At 45.8% G+C, this 17,765-nt stretch carries 15 protein-coding genes; 6 read left to right on the top strand and 9 right to left on the bottom strand.

Features of this window, described 5'->3' with window-relative positions; all coding sequences use genetic code 11:
• Positions 1-26: 26 nt before the first annotated feature.
• Complete coding sequence (locus ACWIP2_RS08510; RefSeq protein ID WP_448519497.1) at positions 27-692, top strand: outer membrane beta-barrel protein; 666 nt, start codon at positions 27-29, stop codon at positions 690-692.
• On the opposite strand, the gene ACWIP2_RS08505 is transcribed toward ACWIP2_RS08510, so the two are convergent.
• The 5 genes from ACWIP2_RS08505 to ACWIP2_RS08485 all read right to left on the bottom strand — a co-directional run bounded on the left by ACWIP2_RS08505 (position 682) and on the right by ACWIP2_RS08485 (position 8,130).
• Positions 682-2,523, bottom strand: coding sequence for an ABC transporter ATP-binding protein (locus ACWIP2_RS08505; protein WP_448519496.1), 1,842 nt, complete (start codon positions 2,521-2,523; stop codon positions 682-684). The genes ACWIP2_RS08510 and ACWIP2_RS08505 overlap by 11 nt on opposite strands.
• Positions 2,524-2,619: 96 nt before the next feature.
• Positions 2,620-3,333, bottom strand: a complete 714-nt coding sequence (locus ACWIP2_RS08500) for an arylesterase (protein WP_448519495.1) — start codon at positions 3,331-3,333, stop codon at positions 2,620-2,622.
• A gap of 309 nt (positions 3,334-3,642) precedes the next feature.
• Entirely contained in the window at positions 3,643-4,914 is a 1,272-nt protein-coding gene (hemA, locus tag ACWIP2_RS08495) for a glutamyl-tRNA reductase (RefSeq protein WP_448519494.1), read from the bottom strand.
• Positions 4,915-5,267: 353 nt separating this feature from the next.
• Entirely contained in the window at positions 5,268-7,547 is a 2,280-nt protein-coding gene (locus tag ACWIP2_RS08490; protein ID WP_448519493.1) for a TonB-dependent receptor, read from the bottom strand.
• Between the two features lie 136 nt (positions 7,548-7,683).
• On the bottom strand, positions 7,684-8,130 hold the full coding sequence (locus ACWIP2_RS08485) for an HYC_CC_PP family protein (RefSeq protein ID WP_448519492.1): 447 nt from the start codon (positions 8,128-8,130) through the stop codon (positions 7,684-7,686).
• Between the two features lie 124 nt (positions 8,131-8,254).
• On the opposite strand from ACWIP2_RS08485, the gene ACWIP2_RS08480 reads away from it, so the two are divergent.
• From ACWIP2_RS08480 to ACWIP2_RS08470, 3 genes are all read left to right on the top strand, one after another.
• Positions 8,255-9,775: an NAD(P)H-hydrate dehydratase gene (locus ACWIP2_RS08480; protein ID WP_448519491.1), complete on the top strand. Its 1,521-nt coding sequence runs from the start codon at positions 8,255-8,257 to the stop codon at positions 9,773-9,775.
• A 135-nt stretch (positions 9,776-9,910) separates the two neighbouring features.
• Positions 9,911-10,525, top strand: coding sequence for a hypothetical protein (locus tag ACWIP2_RS08475; protein ID WP_448519490.1), 615 nt, complete (start codon positions 9,911-9,913; stop codon positions 10,523-10,525).
• Positions 10,526-10,546: 21 nt separating this feature from the next.
• A complete protein-coding gene (locus tag ACWIP2_RS08470) occupies positions 10,547-11,422 on the top strand; it encodes a DUF3822 family protein (protein WP_448519489.1) in 876 nt (291 codons plus the stop codon).
• Between the two features lie 77 nt (positions 11,423-11,499).
• Here the strand turns inward: ACWIP2_RS08470 and ACWIP2_RS08465 are convergent, their stop codons facing one another.
• The 4 genes from ACWIP2_RS08465 to ACWIP2_RS08450 form a co-directional block, all read right to left on the bottom strand.
• Positions 11,500-11,994, bottom strand: coding sequence for a hypothetical protein (locus ACWIP2_RS08465; RefSeq protein ID WP_448519488.1), 495 nt, complete (start codon positions 11,992-11,994; stop codon positions 11,500-11,502).
• A gap of 261 nt (positions 11,995-12,255) precedes the next feature.
• Positions 12,256-12,477 (bottom strand): DUF2795 domain-containing protein, encoded by a 222-nt coding sequence (locus ACWIP2_RS08460; RefSeq protein WP_448519487.1) that lies wholly within the window; start codon positions 12,475-12,477, stop codon positions 12,256-12,258.
• 90 nt (positions 12,478-12,567) lie between these two features.
• Positions 12,568-13,827: a DUF349 domain-containing protein gene (locus ACWIP2_RS08455; RefSeq protein ID WP_448519486.1), complete on the bottom strand. Its 1,260-nt coding sequence runs from the start codon at positions 13,825-13,827 to the stop codon at positions 12,568-12,570.
• A gap of 153 nt (positions 13,828-13,980) precedes the next feature.
• A complete protein-coding gene (locus tag ACWIP2_RS08450) occupies positions 13,981-15,198 on the bottom strand; it encodes an asparagine synthetase B (protein WP_448519485.1) in 1,218 nt (405 codons plus the stop codon).
• A 186-nt stretch (positions 15,199-15,384) separates the two neighbouring features.
• On the opposite strand from ACWIP2_RS08450, the gene ACWIP2_RS08445 reads away from it, so the two are divergent.
• Both ACWIP2_RS08445 and ACWIP2_RS08440 read left to right on the top strand, forming a co-directional pair.
• Positions 15,385-16,539, top strand: a complete 1,155-nt coding sequence (locus ACWIP2_RS08445) for an aminotransferase class I/II-fold pyridoxal phosphate-dependent enzyme (RefSeq protein ID WP_448519484.1) — start codon at positions 15,385-15,387, stop codon at positions 16,537-16,539.
• A complete protein-coding gene (locus tag ACWIP2_RS08440; RefSeq protein WP_448519483.1) occupies positions 16,536-17,765 on the top strand; it encodes an FtsX-like permease family protein in 1,230 nt (409 codons plus the stop codon). Before ACWIP2_RS08445 ends, ACWIP2_RS08440 begins: the two co-directional genes overlap by 4 nt.

The following is a 17,765-nucleotide window of genomic DNA, read 5'->3' as shown; positions in this document are numbered from 1 at the left end:
TATATTGATTAAAAAAACCGACCAATATGACAAAGAAATTTTTTCTATGCCTGCTGTTGGCAGTTTGGACAATAGCTGCAAAAGCGCAATTAGATTTTTTAAAAGGCGCACCTATTAATCTGGTGGTAGATCTTGGCATTTCTAATCTTCGCGATGCCCCCGAAGAAATGGCGCTTAATACCCTGAACTCGCGCAGCATCAATATTTACTACATGAAAAGTTTTCGCATCAGCAATCGCTTTTCATTCAATTCAGGATTGGGTGGAGGAATGGAAAAGTACGGATTTTCCAATGAGGTTACGCTCATAGCATCTGCTTCGGGTACAGAAGTTATTGATATTTCCCAAACTAATGTGCGCCGTTCGCTGCTGGCGGTTAATTATATAGATCTTCCGGCGGAGTTGCGTTTTGCCTCGAGCAGTGGTCGCCGTGCGTTCAGAGTAGCTGTAGGGGGCAAAGTAGGGGTGCGGATTAGCTCACACACCAAGATCCGCTATGAAGAAGGCACAGGCAAGTTCAAAGACGACTTCAACCTCAATCCCTTGCGCTATGGTGTTTACGGGCGCATTGGCTACAGTTCATACAATGTTTTTGCTTATTACGGACTATCCGAATTGTTCCGCTCGGGCAGAGCGCCGCAAGGAGCCGCTATTGTGCCGTTTATGTTTGGTATCTCATTGACTACTTTTTGAGCACTTCTTTCTTCTGCATTTTGCGGCGGAGCATAGCGCGGCGTACGTCTTCCAGTGTTCCCTTTGGAATAGATTGAATAAGCTTACGAGTGTACTCATTTTTGGGGTTTTCGTAAATTTCTTCGGCAAAACCGCATTCTACCAACCTGCCTTCTTTCATCACCAAAATGCGATCGGAAATAAACTTAACTACCGAAAGATCGTGTGAAATGAAAATATAGGTGAGTTTGAACTTTTCCTTGAGTTGGTTGAGCAGGTTGAGCACTTGCGCCTGCACGGAAACATCTAATGCCGAGACCGATTCATCGCAGATAATAAACTTGGGTTGTAGCGCCAATGTGCGAGCAATGGAAATGCGTTGGCGTTGCCCCCCCGAAAACTCGTGCGGAAAGCGATTAAAGTGAACACTACTCAAGTTTACTGTTTCCAATAGGTCAATGGCAACTTCTTTGCGCTTGCGGTCGTTTTCGTGCAGGTTGTGAAAGCGCATTGGCTCCATAATTGCTTCTCCGATAGTCATGCGTGGGTTCAGCGAGGAGTACGGATCCTGAAAAATGATTTGAATTTCGCGGCGCAATTCCCGCAACTCGCGCTTAGAGATTTTTAAAATGTTGCGGTTTTTATAGAAAACCTCTCCTGATACATTATCTACCAGATTGAGGATTGCACGCCCCAGCGTTGTTTTACCGCAGCCGCTTGTCCCTACCAGCCCCAGCGTTTCGCCCGGATAAATCTCAAAACTAACGCCATCTACGGCTTTTTGTACTTTTGTAGTTTTACCGAGCCAGTTTTTTTCTATTGGAAAATGCACGTGCAGGTTTCGTACCTTAATCAGCGGTTCTTGTGCAAGCAGTTGCTCTTGACGCAATATAATCTCGTCTCTGCTCTGGAAGTTCAATAAAAGTGCCTGACCTACAGACTTGAATTTATTCTCTTGGCGGTCGGTAACGTTGCCATTAGCATCCGTATCCATGAAGTCAGAAATAACAGGTAACACTTTGAGTTTGATATCTAAGCGCGGGCGGCAGGCAAGCAACCCTTTGGTGTATGGATGTTGTGGCGCTGAAAATATATCCCAAGTAGCGCCATGCTCAACCACTTTGCCGTTGTACATCACCAGCAGGCGATCTGCAACCTCGCCAATTACGCCCAGATCGTGGCTAACAAATATGATGGCGGTGTCTATCTGGTCGCGCAGTTCTTGAAAAAGTTCCAGAATGCGATGCTGTACTGTTACGTCCAGTGCGGTTGTCGGCTCATCAGCAATGAGCAGCGCAGGGTTGCAGGAAAGCGCCATCGCAATCATCACACGCTGTTTTTGCCCGCCTGAAATTTCGTGTGGATAAGCTTTGAAAATATTTTCAGGATTGGGCAACTTTACCTTATCAAACATTTCCAGTGTGCGTTTGCGGGCTTCTGCATAAGACAGTTCAGGCTGATGCAATTGAATCGCTTCCATTACTTGATTGCCACACGAAAATACAGGATTGAGCGAAGTCATCGGCTCTTGAAAAATCATCGCAATCTCTCCGCCGCGCAGCATCCGCATTTCTTCTCGGCTAAGCTCTGTAATATCAACTCTCCCCAAACTTGGCGATTGGAATAGGATTTTACCCTGTTCGATATGGCCCGGAGGCGGAATCAGGCGCATCGTGGCAAGCGCCGTTACTGATTTGCCCGAGCCGGATTCTCCTACAATACCGATTGTTTCGCGCTTTTTAACCTGAAAACTGATATGCTCGACGGCTGTAACTTTACCGTGTTTAGTATCAAAGCATACTTTCAGATCTTCAACCGACAGCAGGGGTATCTCGTCTTTTTCAGAGGCCATAAACAGGTTATCAAGTCAATATCTGCTTTCTGAACAGACATTCAAAATCAGGCAGTAATTTAGTGTATATAACATAAATCTACATGTCTGCGCTTACTAATTAGGCTTTTGTAGTACGGTTTGCAGCGTTTTCCAGACAGTTTCGGTTACAATCAGATGTCCTTCGGCGGTTGGATGGATGCCATCGGGCAGGTTGAGCGATGGCTCGCCGCCGACTTTATCCAAAAGAAAAGGGATCAGCGCTATGTCGTTAGCTTTGGCAAGTTCCGGATAGATCTTGCGGAAAGCCGCCGCGTATTCAGGGCCCATGTTGGGTGGCACTTCCATCCCTGCCAGAATAATGGTAATATCAGGATATTTTGCTTTGGCTTTGCTAATGATGGATTGGAGATTTTTTCGGGTCTCTTCGGGGCTGATGCCACGCAAGCCGTCGTTGCCGCCCAATTCAATCACCAGAATATCAACAGGTTGCTCCAGCATCCAATCTATGCGCGTGTCGCCGCTGGCGGTAGTTTCGCCGCTCAAACCTGCATTGACGCAGCGGTAGGGCAGCCCCAGCGAGTCTAAACGCCGTTGGATCAGGGCAGGGAAAGCCTGTTCAATTTCCAGCCCAAAACCCGCAGTCAGGCTGTTGCCGAAGAAGAGAATGACTTTGCGATTGTCAGTTGCAGCTCCTGTAGGGGTGGTTTTTGTATCAACTGCTGTAGCGTCTTGCTGCTGCTCTTGCTTAGGCGAATCACAGGCAATCAGCAGGCAAACTGCAACGAGCAAGAGCCAAAGTTGATAGGTAGGATAAGTGTATTTGCGCATAAGTATAAGTGATTGGGCAGCTTATATATATGATGCCCTTTCGGGATATACGTTAATTATCTACTGATTATCAATTGCTTATACGTTATGAAAGTGTTACACGTTACTCGGATTTAATACCATATGAATTGCATGATGGGTAAATCACCCATTCAATATCGGCAGTGTAATAGTAGCATCTCCTCTTCGGTTGTGGCTGTCCAAAAAGTAACACAGACTTTGGTCTATTATTTGTTAATCGCTTGATAATCAATATAGATACAGGCTGAAGTCGTGCTACATTCAGCCTTTTTGGACAGCCTCTTTGTGTTAGCTTTCTATTGCTACTTTTTCCAGATTGAACAAATCATTCAGCACGTCTGCCAGCGTTTCGGCTTCTCCGCGCTTGCAGGCTGCCTTTAGTTGCAACACCGGCATTTTGATGATCTTTTGCATCATATTCTTAGTAATCTGTTCAATTTTTTCAGTTTCTTCTGCATTCAAATGCTTCATGTAGCGGGCAATTTCCTCTTTGCGGATTTGCTCCAGCATATTCTTGAGTTTATTGATGACAGGAGAGACGACCATCTCCTTTGTCCAGTTACCAAATTCGCCGATAGCCTCGCCGATGATGCGTTCTACATCGGGAATGGCTGCCAGCCTGCGTTGCAGTGCTTCGTTAGCACGGTTGTTAATATCATCTACGTTATAGACAATACAGCCGGTCAGTTGCTCTACTTCAGGCGCTATGCTGCGCGGTACGGAAAGATCGAAGAAGTAGCGGAATTTGCCTGCCTGATGGTGGCGTGCTACCTGCGCAGCCTCTATCAACGGGGTTTCTTTGGCTACCGAACAGATCACCACATCGGCTAATGCCATATAATTTTCCCAATCAGCAAAATCAACTACCTCAAAGTCAGTATTTTGTGCAAGGGCTTCGGCTTTAGCGCGGGTGCGATTGGCAAGCCATACTTTCCCAAAGTGAGAGTCTTTTAGGTTGCGCACCACGTCTGCACCGATTTCGCCCAGTCCAATGACCAAAGCCGAAGGCGCACTATTGGTAGCAGTAAGTTCTTCCATCATCTCAACGGCAGCATAGGAAACCGAAGCTGCACCGTCGCGGAAGGCTGTTTCCTGAAATACGCGCTTGTTGGTAAAGAAAATGGTATGCATTAGACGATGCAAAAAAGGCCCTGCCATTCCTTCGTCTGCCGACCACTGATAAGCCATTTTCATTTGGTGGATGATCTGCAAATCGCCGACTACCTGCGACTCCAGCCCAATACCCACCCGGAACAGATGTTCTACAGCCATTGCGTGGGTGTCGACAATGCGAAAGTAAGGCAATATATCACCAATAGACAGATGGTTTTTTTCCAGACAAAGCTGCGTAACAACCTCTCTGCCCATAGACTGATCGGCACTGTAGTAAACTTCTGTGCGATTGCAAGTAGAAACCACCAACGCCTCAGACAAGCCCAGAATGTCTTTGAGGCGCTGCAACAACTTGCGAGCCTGCTGCTCGTCTAATGCTACTTTTTCGCGTACCTCAATAGGTGCTGTCTTGTAAGTCAGTATAACGGCTTTGAAGTTCTCAAACATGTGTTCTCACGGTTCAATGGTGCAAAATTACACTCGGAAGCGGTAAAAAAGATGATCTGTGTCATTCACGGAAAAAACTCTCTTTGCCTCTTATCTAATAACGCATTGTTAGATGATTTTGTACAGACCGCCCGACATAATATTTGCATAAAACTTCTGTAGCCGTAAATCGAGGCTGTCCAAGAAGGCTGAATATAGCACAGACTTCAGTCTGGATCTATTTGATTATCAATTAATTAACAAATCGCAGGCTAAAGTCCGTGTTGCTTTTGAACAGGCTCGGCATAAAAATCTGCGCCAATCTGTGTAATCCGCCGTTTTCAGCGTGGTAGTATCCCAAAATATATATGTTATTAGTCAATCGTAATCCGCACGCCGGCATAGAGCATGCGCCCCATGATAGGCGCCCAGATTACGCCTGCATCAAAATGCTGTCCCCACGGGTTATCTGCCTGCACAATCGGGTGCATTTGCATAAAGTTGCCTATGTTTTCCATGCCCATATACGCTTCCCATGTGCGGAACACGCGCGTTACTTGGCTGTTAATCAGGAAGTAATGCGGCGAATTGGCGCGCCAGTAAGGGCTGCCCAAATTGGGTAGGTGTCCGCTGTGGTCATCGCCGGGCATTGGCATACCTACCAGCGGAGCTACGGGCAGACGCTTAGAACCATACCACTGCACGGTCAGGTCAAAGCGCCAGCGTTTCAAATCCAATTCGGCGTTGCCCATCGCACGGTGCATAGGAATAAACGGCACGCGGCGCAGTTCACTGCCGATTTGCGCGCGCACGTCGTAGTACTTGTAAGCGCCCGTGATGCTCAGCCCCTCAGCGATTTGATAGTCGCCCTGTATCTGGAAACTGTTGGCAAACGATCGCCCCTTGAGGTTGTAAACTTGCACCTGATGCGGGTCGCTGTCCAAATCTACAATCGTCTGATTTTCAAAGTTAGTGTGGAAGAAATCCACGGTTACCGAGCCATTGCGATTGTTAATCAGGAATTTTTGGTGGAGGCTGCCGCCCATGTTCCATGCAAACTCAGCGCGCAGGTCGTCGGCGATGCTCAGGCGGCGATTGCTTACCAGATAGCCCATATTTTCGGCAATCGGGTTGGCAAAGCGCATACCGCGTCCGGCAGAGAGTCGCAGCGCCGTCAGCGGGCTAAAATCGTATTTCAGGTGGAGGCGGGGAGTGATGACGTTGCCTGCCAGGTTGTGGCGGTCGTAGCGCAAACCTGCAATCAGTGCAAACTTACCGGGCAGCGTGTAGCTGTATTCTGTAAATACACCTGCCACACGCTCATGGCGGATGCGGTCGCTGTTGTTGTAGGTTTCGTCGTAGTTGTCCATCGCAGCGCTCACGCCTGCTTTGAGGATGTGGTTATCGCCGAATTGGTTTTGATAGATACTGTTAATCATCATGTATTGCTGCCTGCCATTGTAGCGAGAGTCGCCCCATATACCTCTGACGTTGTGGTTTGAAGCATTGACAATAATACCGATACTTTCAGTTTCTTTGGGCAGGAAAAAACCTGTTTTGCTGAAAAATTCGGTGCGTTGATTTTCCCAACGGAAGCCGTAAATGCCGCCGCGCACGCTTGGCGTATTCTTACGAAAATCTAATTGCCCGCCAATTTTATCGTCGTAAAGTGCCTTGATACCAAACTGAGCTTCCATTTTATCGCCCTTATACTGCCAGCGGCTGATGCCGTTCAGTTGTGAAAACTGAGGAGCATCCAGAAAGCCATCTTCGTTGAAATCTTCGCGGAAACGCTGCCCGCTTGCATGAAGCAGCGTAGCGGTAGCCCACTTAGGATTTAGTTCTTTTCTCCAATGGATATTTTGCTCCGCTCTGCCAAACTGATTGACGTAGGTATTAAAAAACAGGCGTTCGGCGTGTTCAAAAGGCTTGACTAATTCAACGTTAATTTGTCCGGTGATAGACTCGTAGCCGTTTACGACGCTGCCCGCGCCCTTGCTGATGTCTATGGAGCGAATCCATGTACCGGGAATGAAATACATACCGCTGCGGGCTGCCAGTCCGCGCACTGCCGGCAGGTTTTCTGAAGAAATCTGCGCATAAACGCCGTCCAGCCCAAGCATGTGGATTTGTTTAGCGCCCGAAACAGCATCCGCAAAAGTAACATCTACGGCAGCCTGCGTTTCAAAACTTTCCGACAGGTTGCAGCAGGCAGCTTTGCGCAAGTCTTTGGTAGTCAGCACATCTACGCGCATCGGACTATGTTCGTCTGTTTTGCCTGCCGTTACCGTAACGGTGCGCAATTCAAGCGGTTGCAAGATAATTTCAATATGAGTTTCCTTACCGTGCTGGTGGGTATGTGCTTTGTGAATATTAACGGTATCGGTCTTATAACCTGCAAAGCTGACAACGAGTATGTGAGCATTGGGATCATTGGCAGGGTATTTTAACTCAAAATGTCCTTTGGTATCTGTAACAGTTCCGACGGTAGTACCCAGCCAGATAATACTTGCCCCCACTAAGGGTTGTTCCTCTTTGCCGATCTGTTCGGCAACGTATCCATGAATGGTTTTTATTTTCTGTTGCGCTGCAACAAGATGAATGAATGACAGCGTGAATGCCGCCAGTAAGGCATTTTTTATATGTAGTTTCATGATTTTCAGTGAGTTAAGGAAAGTGTAGCACGCCCTTTAGGGTGTAAAAATGGCTTCGAAGTAGTTTGTGGGGACACAAACTACGGCGTGGGTAACAATGCCACAGTTCGTGTCCGCACGAACTACTATCCTTAAACTACAACCTGAATTGCTGAATCACAGGCAACAGCGATTTGCCCGCATAGCAGCGAGGGGGAGAGTAATTGTTTGTAAAAGCCTGTACATCAGCAGCATCACTTACCTGAAAAACAGGCAGAGGAATACTGAAAAAGCGTTCAGGCAGCGCAAATACCAACGAGTGAACAGCTAATTTCAGACCTTCGGCAATCGGCGCTGTTTCCGCCTTGCGGAACTCATAGCTCAGATCGCAGCAAGGATCTGTTTGGCAGGAGCCTGATTCGTGATCGTGGTGGTCTTCGTGGTGATGGTTTGCGCAGCAGGAGCTTTCAGGCTGATAAGCAGAAACAGCCATCAGTTCGCCTTCGGTATTGCAATAATGCCGATAGAAGGTTGCCCCTGTAGAAGCAACGATTACCTGCAAGGCAAGCAGGAGGCTGAAAATATGGCGCAGGTTTTTCTGCATATGCCTTTTAACGCAAATATCGCCAAAAAAGTTCGTTTCTTCTTACAACAAGTTTAAAATCATCCAAAAAACTTGCATGACAGCATCGGGTTCGCTTTCTTTCGGAACTAAATGAAGTGATCCTGTGAAAATTCTCAGCGCCCAGCAAGTCCGCGAGGCTGACGTATACACCATTCAGCACGAACCTATTAGCTCTTTGGAGCTAATGGAACGGGCTGCTACTGCTGCTTTTCATGCACTTTCGCGCCACATAGCCGACAAGAAGTTAGCGCCGCGCTGCATACATATATTTTGTGGCAGAGGCAATAACGGCGGCGACGGGCTGGTAATAGCACGCTTATTGAGCAGTAGCTATGAGGTGCATGTGTGGATTTGTCCGGTTCCTGATGTGCCAAGCCCTGACTTTATTATTAATATGCGGCGCTTAGAGCAAAGCGACAGCGCAAAAGTGCATACCTTATCGCCTAATATACCGCTGCCGGAACTACAGACGGAAGACATCTGCATTGACTGCATCTTTGGCTCGGGTTTAAACCGACCGCCCTCCGGCTTTCCTGCGGCTGTTATTGCACACCTCAATCAAGCACAATCTTATAAAGTAGCGATAGATATTCCCTCAGGTTTATTTGCAGATAAGCCTATTCCTGCCCATGCGATAGCTTTTCGGGCAAACTATACCATCACCTTTGAGTTTCCCAAGCGCTGCTTTCTTTATGATGCCTACGATGAATTTGTTGGCGAATGGGAGGTTGTGCCAATCGGTATCCATCCGGAATTTATCAATCAAGTAGTAACCAAAATCGTACGCACTGACCATGAACTGGTCAGGGAGTATCATATGCCCCGCAAAAAAACAGCGCATAAAGGCAATTTTGGTCATGGACTGATCGTAGCGGGCAGTATTGGGAAAATGGGTGCTGCCGTACTTGCTGTTCAAGCGGCTCTTCGTTCAGGCATTGGTTTGCTGACTGCTGCCATCCCTGCCGCAGGGCTTCCTATACTACAGGTAGCTGCGCCTGAGGCTATGTGCCTCCCCGATCTGGGCAATACAGTGCTGCACAGACTGCCTGATACAACCAACTACACTAATGTAGCTATTGGCCCGGGAATCGGGCAGGATAGGATCACAGCGGCAGCCATTGAAGAGATGCTCAAAAAACCAATCCTGCGCCCAATGGTTTGGGATGCAGATGCTTTGAATTTATTGGCTCAAAACCGACACTGGTGGGAAAAAATTCCCGCAGGCAGCATCCTGACTCCGCATCCAAAGGAATTTGAGCGCTTAATCGGCATAGCAGCCAGTGATTTTAAAAGTCATGAGTTGCAACTTGCGCTCAGCATTAAATACAATTGCGTGATTCTACTAAAAGGAGCTAATACGTGCATTACGACCCCCGAAGGGTTTACCTATTTCAATTCGACAGGTAATCCCGGTATGGCTACAGGCGGCAGCGGAGATGTGCTGACAGGAATAATCCTTGCGCTGCTTGCCCAGCAATACACCCCTGTACAGGCGGCTGTTATGGGCGCTTTTCTGCACGGTTTAGCAGGTGATCTGGCGGCGGCAGCTCTTTCACAGGAGGCAATGAAAGCAGGCGACCTGATAGCCTATCTGCCCCAAGCATGGAAGCAAGTAATCAAATAAAATAAATGGTAAACTGCGCAAGGCAACAAAAGTATTTGTCCTGAAAAAGCATCTTTTTTCCAAAGAGTGCAATTTGATTTGTTTGAAAATGCTATAATTGCGACTGAAAGAAACTCCTTCCCATTTTTAAACGATATGAAGAAGACTCAACTGTTTACTATTGCAATGGTGCCTGTCATTTTGGCACTTGCCTATTTCCTTTTTGCGGGTATCAAAAACAAAGTAGATGAGGATCGCGAAATCAAGGCCAGAGAAGCGGCTGTAATCGAGCGTTTGAAAGAAATTCGCGAAGTACAAAAATGGTTTCTGTTAGTTAACGGACGCTACACTGGCAGTTGGGACACTTTGCGTTCCTTCATTGCAGAAGGTATTATTCCTATCGTAGAGAAGAAGGAAACAATTATTCAGCGTCCACCAAACTTGGCCTACCTTGGAGACAGCATATTGGTAACTTACGATACGCTCCGCCGCGAACGAGTGAAAGATTACATATTTCCTGCCGATAAATTTCCCAACTTTAACCTCGAAACTTTTAGCTGGGTACCCGGTTACAACGATCCAAACAAACAATTTAAAATGTATGCAGGTAAACTTACGCAAAAAAGTGGTGCAAAGGTAGATGTAATTGAAGTGGTAGATCCTTTTCCTTTTGACAAAACAAGAAAAGAAAATCACCCGAACCGCAAGCGTCGTTTCCTGCGCTTTGGTGCTCAGGATGAGGTTTCTACAACAGGTAACTGGGAAGATTAGGCTCAAGTATTTGCATTGATTTTGGATCATAACGCATTTTATTCACTGCTGCAACTGCGCAGCTCATCTTTCAGCACAGAGCATATAGGTTATTATGCTCTGTGTTTCAAGTTGCATGGGAGAATATTAGAGGCGGTTGCCTTTGATACTGCCAGCAAAATCGTTGTGTATTACGAACGATTCAGCCTTTCCAAAGTTGTATCGCTGCAAGAGACTTTGCAGCAATTAATTACCCATCACAATTTTCTTGGGGCCGGGTATTGGAAAGAGGTTATGTTGTTAGAAGCAGAACTTCCCTATGTACAGATCCCTGCCGAGTTTTTCAGATCCGATCTTGCCTTAGAATTGCTCCAACTCCATGCACCCCCATCGGCTGTAGAACAACTGTCCTTTACGCATCATACACAACTCAATATTGTCAATATAGCAGGCTGTAACACACAAATTTCTACTATTATTGCAGGTCTGTATCCGCTGCGGCAATTAAAAAATGCACACGTCAGCGACGCGATCATTAAAGGATTACTTTCGCTGCCCGAAAAGTTGGACTACCGCAACCTACATCTGTTTGTTAATAGCAATCTGTTAACGATCGCTTTTTTTCGTGTAGGTAATCTTCATTTGCTTAATACTTATCAGTTTGATACGCCTGAAGATTTTATCTATTATGTGCTGTTTGCTGTTAGCGAACTGAATTTAGACAAAGAAACAACCGAATTACTGCTTTGGGGAGATATAGGCGCTTCTTTTGCGGAGCGCTTGTCTATTTTGGAACGCTATTTCCCGCTTGTAACTTTTGGTAGCAGACCCAAAGGGCTACAATACCAGTATCAGTTTGACGAACTGGATAGTCATGTTGCCTTCGATCTGCTAAGTGCATATTATCTGTTTGTGTAGTGGGGCAGTCGCTGGAATCAGAGAGAAAAAATATGTATGATAGGCAAAATTTCTGAAGTACAAATTCTTACTTCACACTACCTAAAATAGCGCGCCATCCAGGACTGTGCGGCAGGAATAAACAAACGCTCCTTAATTTCTCTAATATTGCCTGCCTGCATATTGAGTACAGGTGTTTCGGGATGTAAGTGCCTTTCTGCTACCGCTTTCCTGAGTTCAGGCAAAGACAATACAGCAATCGTATCATCATCCTTTTTGTAAAAAACTCTTCCGCCATCCAAAAGCACGACTTGTAAGCGCTTTTCAATCTCACGCAGGAGCGCTACAGACTTATCAATAGAGCAACCTGAAGGCGGTTGCACTGCTTCATCAACAGCAAAAACAATGATTTGATGGGACAATACTTGTGCAGTTGCGGTCAGGCTGTTGCCGTGACTATTCCATCCACTGATAAAGTCGGACAGCCACTTGCTGACAGCGGCTTCTTCCTGTGCTGTAAATGGACGATTAGCACCATAGATCCACACGCGTGCATGGTCGGGTAGGGCAGCAGCTATGTTTTCCTGTTTCATGGGGATTTGAGCAAAATATGACACATCCTTTAAAGTATGTAAGTAATTGACGAGCATACTCTGGGATGCGATACGTTTTAACTCGCCTAATTACTCAATGTCCTAAGCAGATTAAAATGAAACGTAGAGGCTGTCCAAAAAGTAAAATGGACTTTAGTCTGTGATTGTTGAAATACTTGATAAACAACTACAGACTGAAGTCTGTGCTACATGTAGCCTTTATGGACAGCCTCATGTTAAGATGATGGAAGTACGTTCAGGTTAGTACTCGTCGTCATTAAAGAGAAAATCTTCCTTAGTCGGATAGTCAGGCCATATTTCTTCGATACTTTCGTAAGGCTGCCCGTCATCTTCCAACTCCTGTAGATTTTCTACCACTTCCAATGGCGCACCTGAGCGCACAGAGTAGTCAATTAATTCGTCCTTTGTTGCAGGCCAAGGAGCATCTTCTAGATAAGACGCTAATTCGAGTGTCCAGTACATAGTGCAATGGATTGTTTTTCGTGAAAAGTAACAGTAAAACACTTAAAAATGTTTCTTAGCAGAAGAATTTTCCAATAAAGTCTTATGAGATCAATAATTGGACATTAGCTGCGATTGAAGTTTTTTAAGAATGCGTTGCTTAGTTTTTAGTTTATTGATCTGATTTAGCTTTTCCATATCTATCGGACCTGTCTCACCGCTGTTGCCTGTATAGCGTTTAGCAAAGTAGCCATCGCGAGCATTGAGTTGGTTTAGGATGGTTTCATCCTCTTTGATGGAGTCTTTAAGCAGGCGGATCTTTATTTTTAGCTGCTCAAAGCGTGTTTTTTCGTCAAAATGCTCATATTTAGTTTTGGCAGTCTGATCGAGAAAAAAGGTTTCAAAGATTTCGTTACACGCTATTTTGAAACGGGTGTTGTAGTCCTTATCCATCGGGTGCTTTAACTTGCCTAAGCGCTTCCATTCAGCCTGAATACTTTTTACGATAGCAATTTGCAGTGCAGCATCGCTGCGAAGCATGCCTTCTACTTTTTCGCACAACTCTTTCTTACGCTCGATTGGGTTGGCTTGGATACGTTCTTGGAGGCGCTTGAGTTTTTCATTAAAAACTTTGACCTCGTTTTGCATTTTTTTAGTCAACTCTTTGAAAAAGCGAGCGTTGATCTTGCCGACAACTTTCCACTGCTTTTGCAGGTGCGTCATTTGTTGTTGTGCATTTTCGGGCATCTCGGCATTGATTTTTGCCATTTCTGCAAGTATGGCTTCATAACGAATCCGACGGTTTTCCATCAGCTCGCGTCGCTGCTCGAAAAAGCGATTTTTCCGCTCGAAAAAGGTGTTGTAATATTTGTCGAATGCCTCGTTAAATTTGGCTTCCTCCTCTTCAAACGTACTGCCTGTTTTGATCCAGCGCAGCTTCAGTTCTTTGAACTTTTTGGTAAATACATTCCAGTTGTTGCCTTGGCTATAGCTTTCGGCTTCTTTTAAAAGGTTAGTTTTAATCTCGTGGTTTTTGATGCGGTTTTCCTGTATGTAGGCGCGAATATCCTGCTCAAGCTCGTCTAACTTTTCAAATAGGGTAGGGAAATCGCCCAGTCCGTTGAACTCTGCCAAGTAAGTGCGCATATGCACGAGTTTCATCAAATAGGAGCCTTTGTTAGTTGTTTTAGCAACTGCCTCTACCAGTTCTTTTACCTTGTTTTCGGCAAGTTCAAATCGTTTAATGAAGTATTGAAGACTGGCTTCTTCGCTTTCTTTTACAAGCCCAATCTCACGGTCGGGGAAGTTCAAGTACCCTTTCAAATAGACTTTACCATCTTTGGTATAGCCGAATGTAGTTAGTGAGTCCATAGTGATGGGAATATGGTATTGTGTCAGTTTACTGTTAGGCTTATGCATAAAATGCGCTCTCTAAAATTTAAAGACCGCAAGTGAGTGCATTGTTTAACTACGTTAAGTTATTAAATTTGATTTGATTCTTCAAAATTACACACTTATTCTAAATCAGGTTTTTTGTTTTTTCTTTTTTGCTGCCGGAAACAGGATATTATTCAGGATGAGCCTATATCCGGGCGAACTGGGATGTAGGTTGAGATCGGTGGGTTCTTCGCCAACAAAGTGTTGATAATCTTCCGGATCGTGTCCGCCATAGAATGTCCATGTGCCTTTCCCCAAAGTGTTGTGGATGTAGCGTGCCTCGTCGCAACTTTTAGTTTCGGCCATAATAAGCACATCCGACTTGATCAAGCGCTTTTTAAAACCGGTCGTTTGCCCCATGAACCCCTTGATGCTGGTCTCGTGATTTTGTGTCAGCATGGTAGGGATAGGATCCCATTTAGCGGAAAACTGAAAAAGGCGGAAAAAATCGTTGCGTTCTGTCAATCCACGCTCTGCCATCTGGTTATCTATGTTAGAATATTCGACATCGTAGGGATCTAAGATGACGCGAAAATCTTTAAACGCCAATGTTTGGGAGTAGTCTAACTTGCTGTTAGCGGCCGGATCATATGGATCCCCGTCATATACAACATCGCAAATGTCGGTGGCATGGGCAGCTAAGGCGATGTCGTAAGTGTCTGTTGCCGAGCACATAGCAAACATGAATCCACCACCTACGATATAGTCGCGGATTTTCCGAACGACTGCGAGTTTCAGTTGTGAAACCTTCTTGTAGCCGTACTTGTGGGCAATACCTTCAAACTCGCGCTGCTGTTCCTGATACCAAGGCTGCCCGCTGAAGTTGCGATAGAACTTGCCGTATTGACCTGTAAAATCTTCATGGTGTAGGTGCAGCCAATCATATTTGGGAAGCAGGCCATCCATTACTTCTTCATCGAAAATAATGTCGTAGGGAATTTCTGCATAGGAAAGTACCAATGTAACTGCGTCGTCCCATGGCTGCTTGGTCTTAGGCGAGTAAACTGCTATTTTAGGGGCAACCTCTAACTTAATTACATCCATGTTTGCCTCAGGGTGTGCTATTTCTTCCTTGATGCGTACCGCCTGCGCATCTGAAATTACTTCGTAGCTGATTCCTCTGATAATGAGTTCGTTCTCAAACTTTTGTGCGTATTTAAACATAAAACTGCCGCCACGATAGTTCAGCAGCCACTCTGCCTCAACGTCTTGTTTCAATACCCAATAAGTAATGCCGTAGGCCTTCAGGTGGTTTTGCTGGGTTTTGTCCATCGGCACTAATAAGTAAGAAGCCCGAAGTGGCATGCTTGCTGTTAATAATATCAGCACAACTGAGAGAGTTATCCCGGATAGTTTCATGGTATCAGCGGTTTGTATAAATGTACGGTTTTTAAACTCTGTTTATCAAAGCAAAGTTTCAACCAAAGATATGTTAACGATTTGCAAGCAAATTTGCTGCTGAATTTACAAAATATCGTGCAATTTTGAGCGATGTCTATCCAAGAACGCATCAGCAAACAACTAAGCAAGCGGGCAGCTCAAGGCAATTTGCGCTATCTGAAGCCCGACAGGCAAGGTGTTGATTTTTTTTCTAACGATTACTTAGGTTTGGCGCAGTTACCTGAGGTAGCAGCGATAGTTGCGGAGCGGTACGGAGCTTTAGAAAAACCCCGCTTGGGCGCTACCGGCTCGCGCCTGCTGTCCGGAAATAGTGCCTTAGCCATGCAATTAGAGCAAAAACTGGCGCGTATATTCGAGGGGGAGGCTGCTTTGCTGTTCAATTCGGGCTATGTGGCAAATATGGCACTCATTGCTGCGCTGGCACAAAAAGGCGACCTGATTCTCTACGACGAGTTGGTTCACGCAAGCCTGCGCGAAGGCTACAGGCTTAGTTTTGCCGATCGGAAGGCCTTTTTACACAATAACTTGGCAGATCTGGAGCAAAAACTTGTTCATGCCCAACAGACACATGCCTCAGGTTGTGTTTTTGTGATTACCGAATCGGTTTATTCAATGGATGGCGATAATGCAGTACTGGCAGAAATAGTAGCTCTGTGCAAGCATTATGGGGCATATCTATTGATTGACGAAGCGCACAGCACGGGCATTTTCGGCACAGGTGGCAATGGGATGGTTTGTGAACTTCAACTTCAGCAGCACTTTTTGGCGCGGGTCTATACCTTTGGCAAAGCAATTGGTGCGCACGGGGCTTGCGTAGTAGGGCCGCAGTGGCTCATTGACTACTTAGTCAATTTTGGCAGACCGTTTATTTACAGCACGGCTATGCCCGATCATACATTGGTGAGCATTGACACAGCCTTTGATTACATTGCACAGCATCCCGAATGCAACGAGCGCCTGCGATGGATAGTTAACTGCTACTTGCGAGAGGCCCGCAACCTGCAATTACCCGAAGACATATCGCTGATCTGTAACCAAAGTCCGATTCAGGCATTGGTAGTACCGGGAAACGAGCGTTGCAAAGCGCTGGCAGCACATTTGATGGCCAACGGCTGCATTGTTTTGCCTATATTAGCCCCTACCGTTCCCGCAGGTGTGGAGCGATTGCGCATCTGTCTGCACGCTTTTAACACAGAGGTAGAAATAGTTCATTTAATTGCACAAATTTCTCGCTTTTTCGGATGAATACTGCAATATTTATTGCCCGACGCTATCTCTTTTCAAAGAAAAAGCGCAATTTTATTAATATCGTGTCAATCGTATCGGTAGTGGGAGTAACTGTCGGTACGGCGGCGATGGTTATTGTGCTGTCGGTTTTCAATGGCATGGAAGATTTCACCCGCAGCCTGTACGCTTCCTATCATGCCGATCTGGAAATTACGCCTGTTCAGGGCAAATCTTTTCCTGTAGATGATGCGTTGCTTGCTGCTTTGGGGAAAGTACCCGGCATACAGGCAGTAACGGAGGTGATTGCCGATGATGCCCTTTTGCGTTATAGGGATGCTCAACTGGTAGTTAAAGTAAAAGGACTGAGCCGCAATTTCGATCAGCAGTACCCACTGCGCGAAAAATTAGTTAGCGGCAATTTTGCATTGCAACAGCAAAATATTCCCTACGCGCTCATAGGAATCGGGGTTCAAATGCAACTCGGTATAGATATCGGTAATGATATGGAGCCGCTTATCTTCTGGTATCCGCGTAAAGATAGGCAGGTCAATATGTCAGATCCTTCGCGCAATTTCGAGCAGCGCATCATTTTACCGGGTGGAGCGATTGCTGTTGAGCAGCAGTTCGATCAGAACCACGTTCTCGTGCCAATTGAGTGGGCAGAAGATCTGATGCAGTATCAAGGGCTGCGTACTGCGCTGGAAATCCGCGTACCGGACAAAAAAAATTTGCTTGCAGTGCAAAAAGCTGTTCAAGAAATTGTGGCAGCGCGGCAGTTGCAGGTCAAAACCAGCGAAGAACAACAGGAAAGTATTATGCGGGCCATTCGCATCGAAAAGCTCTTTGTATTTGTTGCGCTTGCCTTTGTTTTGGTGATTGCTTCGTTCAACATCTTCTTCACGCTCAGTATGTTAGCTATCGAAAAGCAGCACGATATTGCAGTGCTGATGGCAATGGGCGCATCGGTGCAAATGATCCGTAAAATATTCCTTGTAGAAGGATTTTTTATTGCATGGATAGGGGCAGTAGGCGGGATGCTGCTTGGCTTTACAATCTGTTTCTTGCAAATGCGGTTTGGTATCATCTCCTTAGGCATTCAATCTTCTGTGATTAGCGCTTATCCTGTGGTGATGCAATGGACTGATTTTCTTAGTATTAGCCTATTGGTATTTGTTATTACAGTATTAGCATCGCATGCGCCTGCACAGCGTGCGGCAGCGGTGAATGTTGCCGAGGTACTCTAA

Source organism: Rhodoflexus sp., from assembly GCF_053489755.1.
This window is presented reverse-complemented; position numbering and strand designations above follow the sequence as displayed.

Coding starts and splice junctions, on each gene's coding strand:
- ACWIP2_RS08510 (WP_448519497.1), top strand. CDS start 27: ATGACAAAGAAATTTTTTCTATGCCTGCTGTTGGCAGTTTGGACAATA.
- ACWIP2_RS08500 (WP_448519495.1), bottom strand. CDS start 3,333: ATGCGCAAATACACTTATCCTACCTATCAACTTTGGCTCTTGCTCGTT.
- ACWIP2_RS08465 (WP_448519488.1), bottom strand. CDS start 11,994: ATGAAACAGGAAAACATAGCTGCTGCCCTACCCGACCATGCACGCGTG.
- ACWIP2_RS08490 (WP_448519493.1), bottom strand. CDS start 7,547: ATGAAACTACATATAAAAAATGCCTTACTGGCGGCATTCACGCTGTCA.
- ACWIP2_RS08455 (WP_448519486.1), bottom strand. CDS start 13,827: ATGGACTCACTAACTACATTCGGCTATACCAAAGATGGTAAAGTCTAT.
- ACWIP2_RS08445 (WP_448519484.1), top strand. CDS start 15,385: ATGTCTATCCAAGAACGCATCAGCAAACAACTAAGCAAGCGGGCAGCT.
- hemA (WP_448519494.1), bottom strand. CDS start 4,914: ATGTTTGAGAACTTCAAAGCCGTTATACTGACTTACAAGACAGCACCT.
- ACWIP2_RS08475 (WP_448519490.1), top strand. CDS start 9,911: ATGAAGAAGACTCAACTGTTTACTATTGCAATGGTGCCTGTCATTTTG.
- ACWIP2_RS08440 (WP_448519483.1), top strand. CDS start 16,536: ATGAATACTGCAATATTTATTGCCCGACGCTATCTCTTTTCAAAGAAA.
- ACWIP2_RS08485 (WP_448519492.1), bottom strand. CDS start 8,130: ATGCAGAAAAACCTGCGCCATATTTTCAGCCTCCTGCTTGCCTTGCAG.
- ACWIP2_RS08450 (WP_448519485.1), bottom strand. CDS start 15,198: ATGCCACTTCGGGCTTCTTACTTATTAGTGCCGATGGACAAAACCCAG.
- ACWIP2_RS08505 (WP_448519496.1), bottom strand. CDS start 2,523: ATGGCCTCTGAAAAAGACGAGATACCCCTGCTGTCGGTTGAAGATCTG.
- ACWIP2_RS08460 (WP_448519487.1), bottom strand. CDS start 12,477: ATGTACTGGACACTCGAATTAGCGTCTTATCTAGAAGATGCTCCTTGG.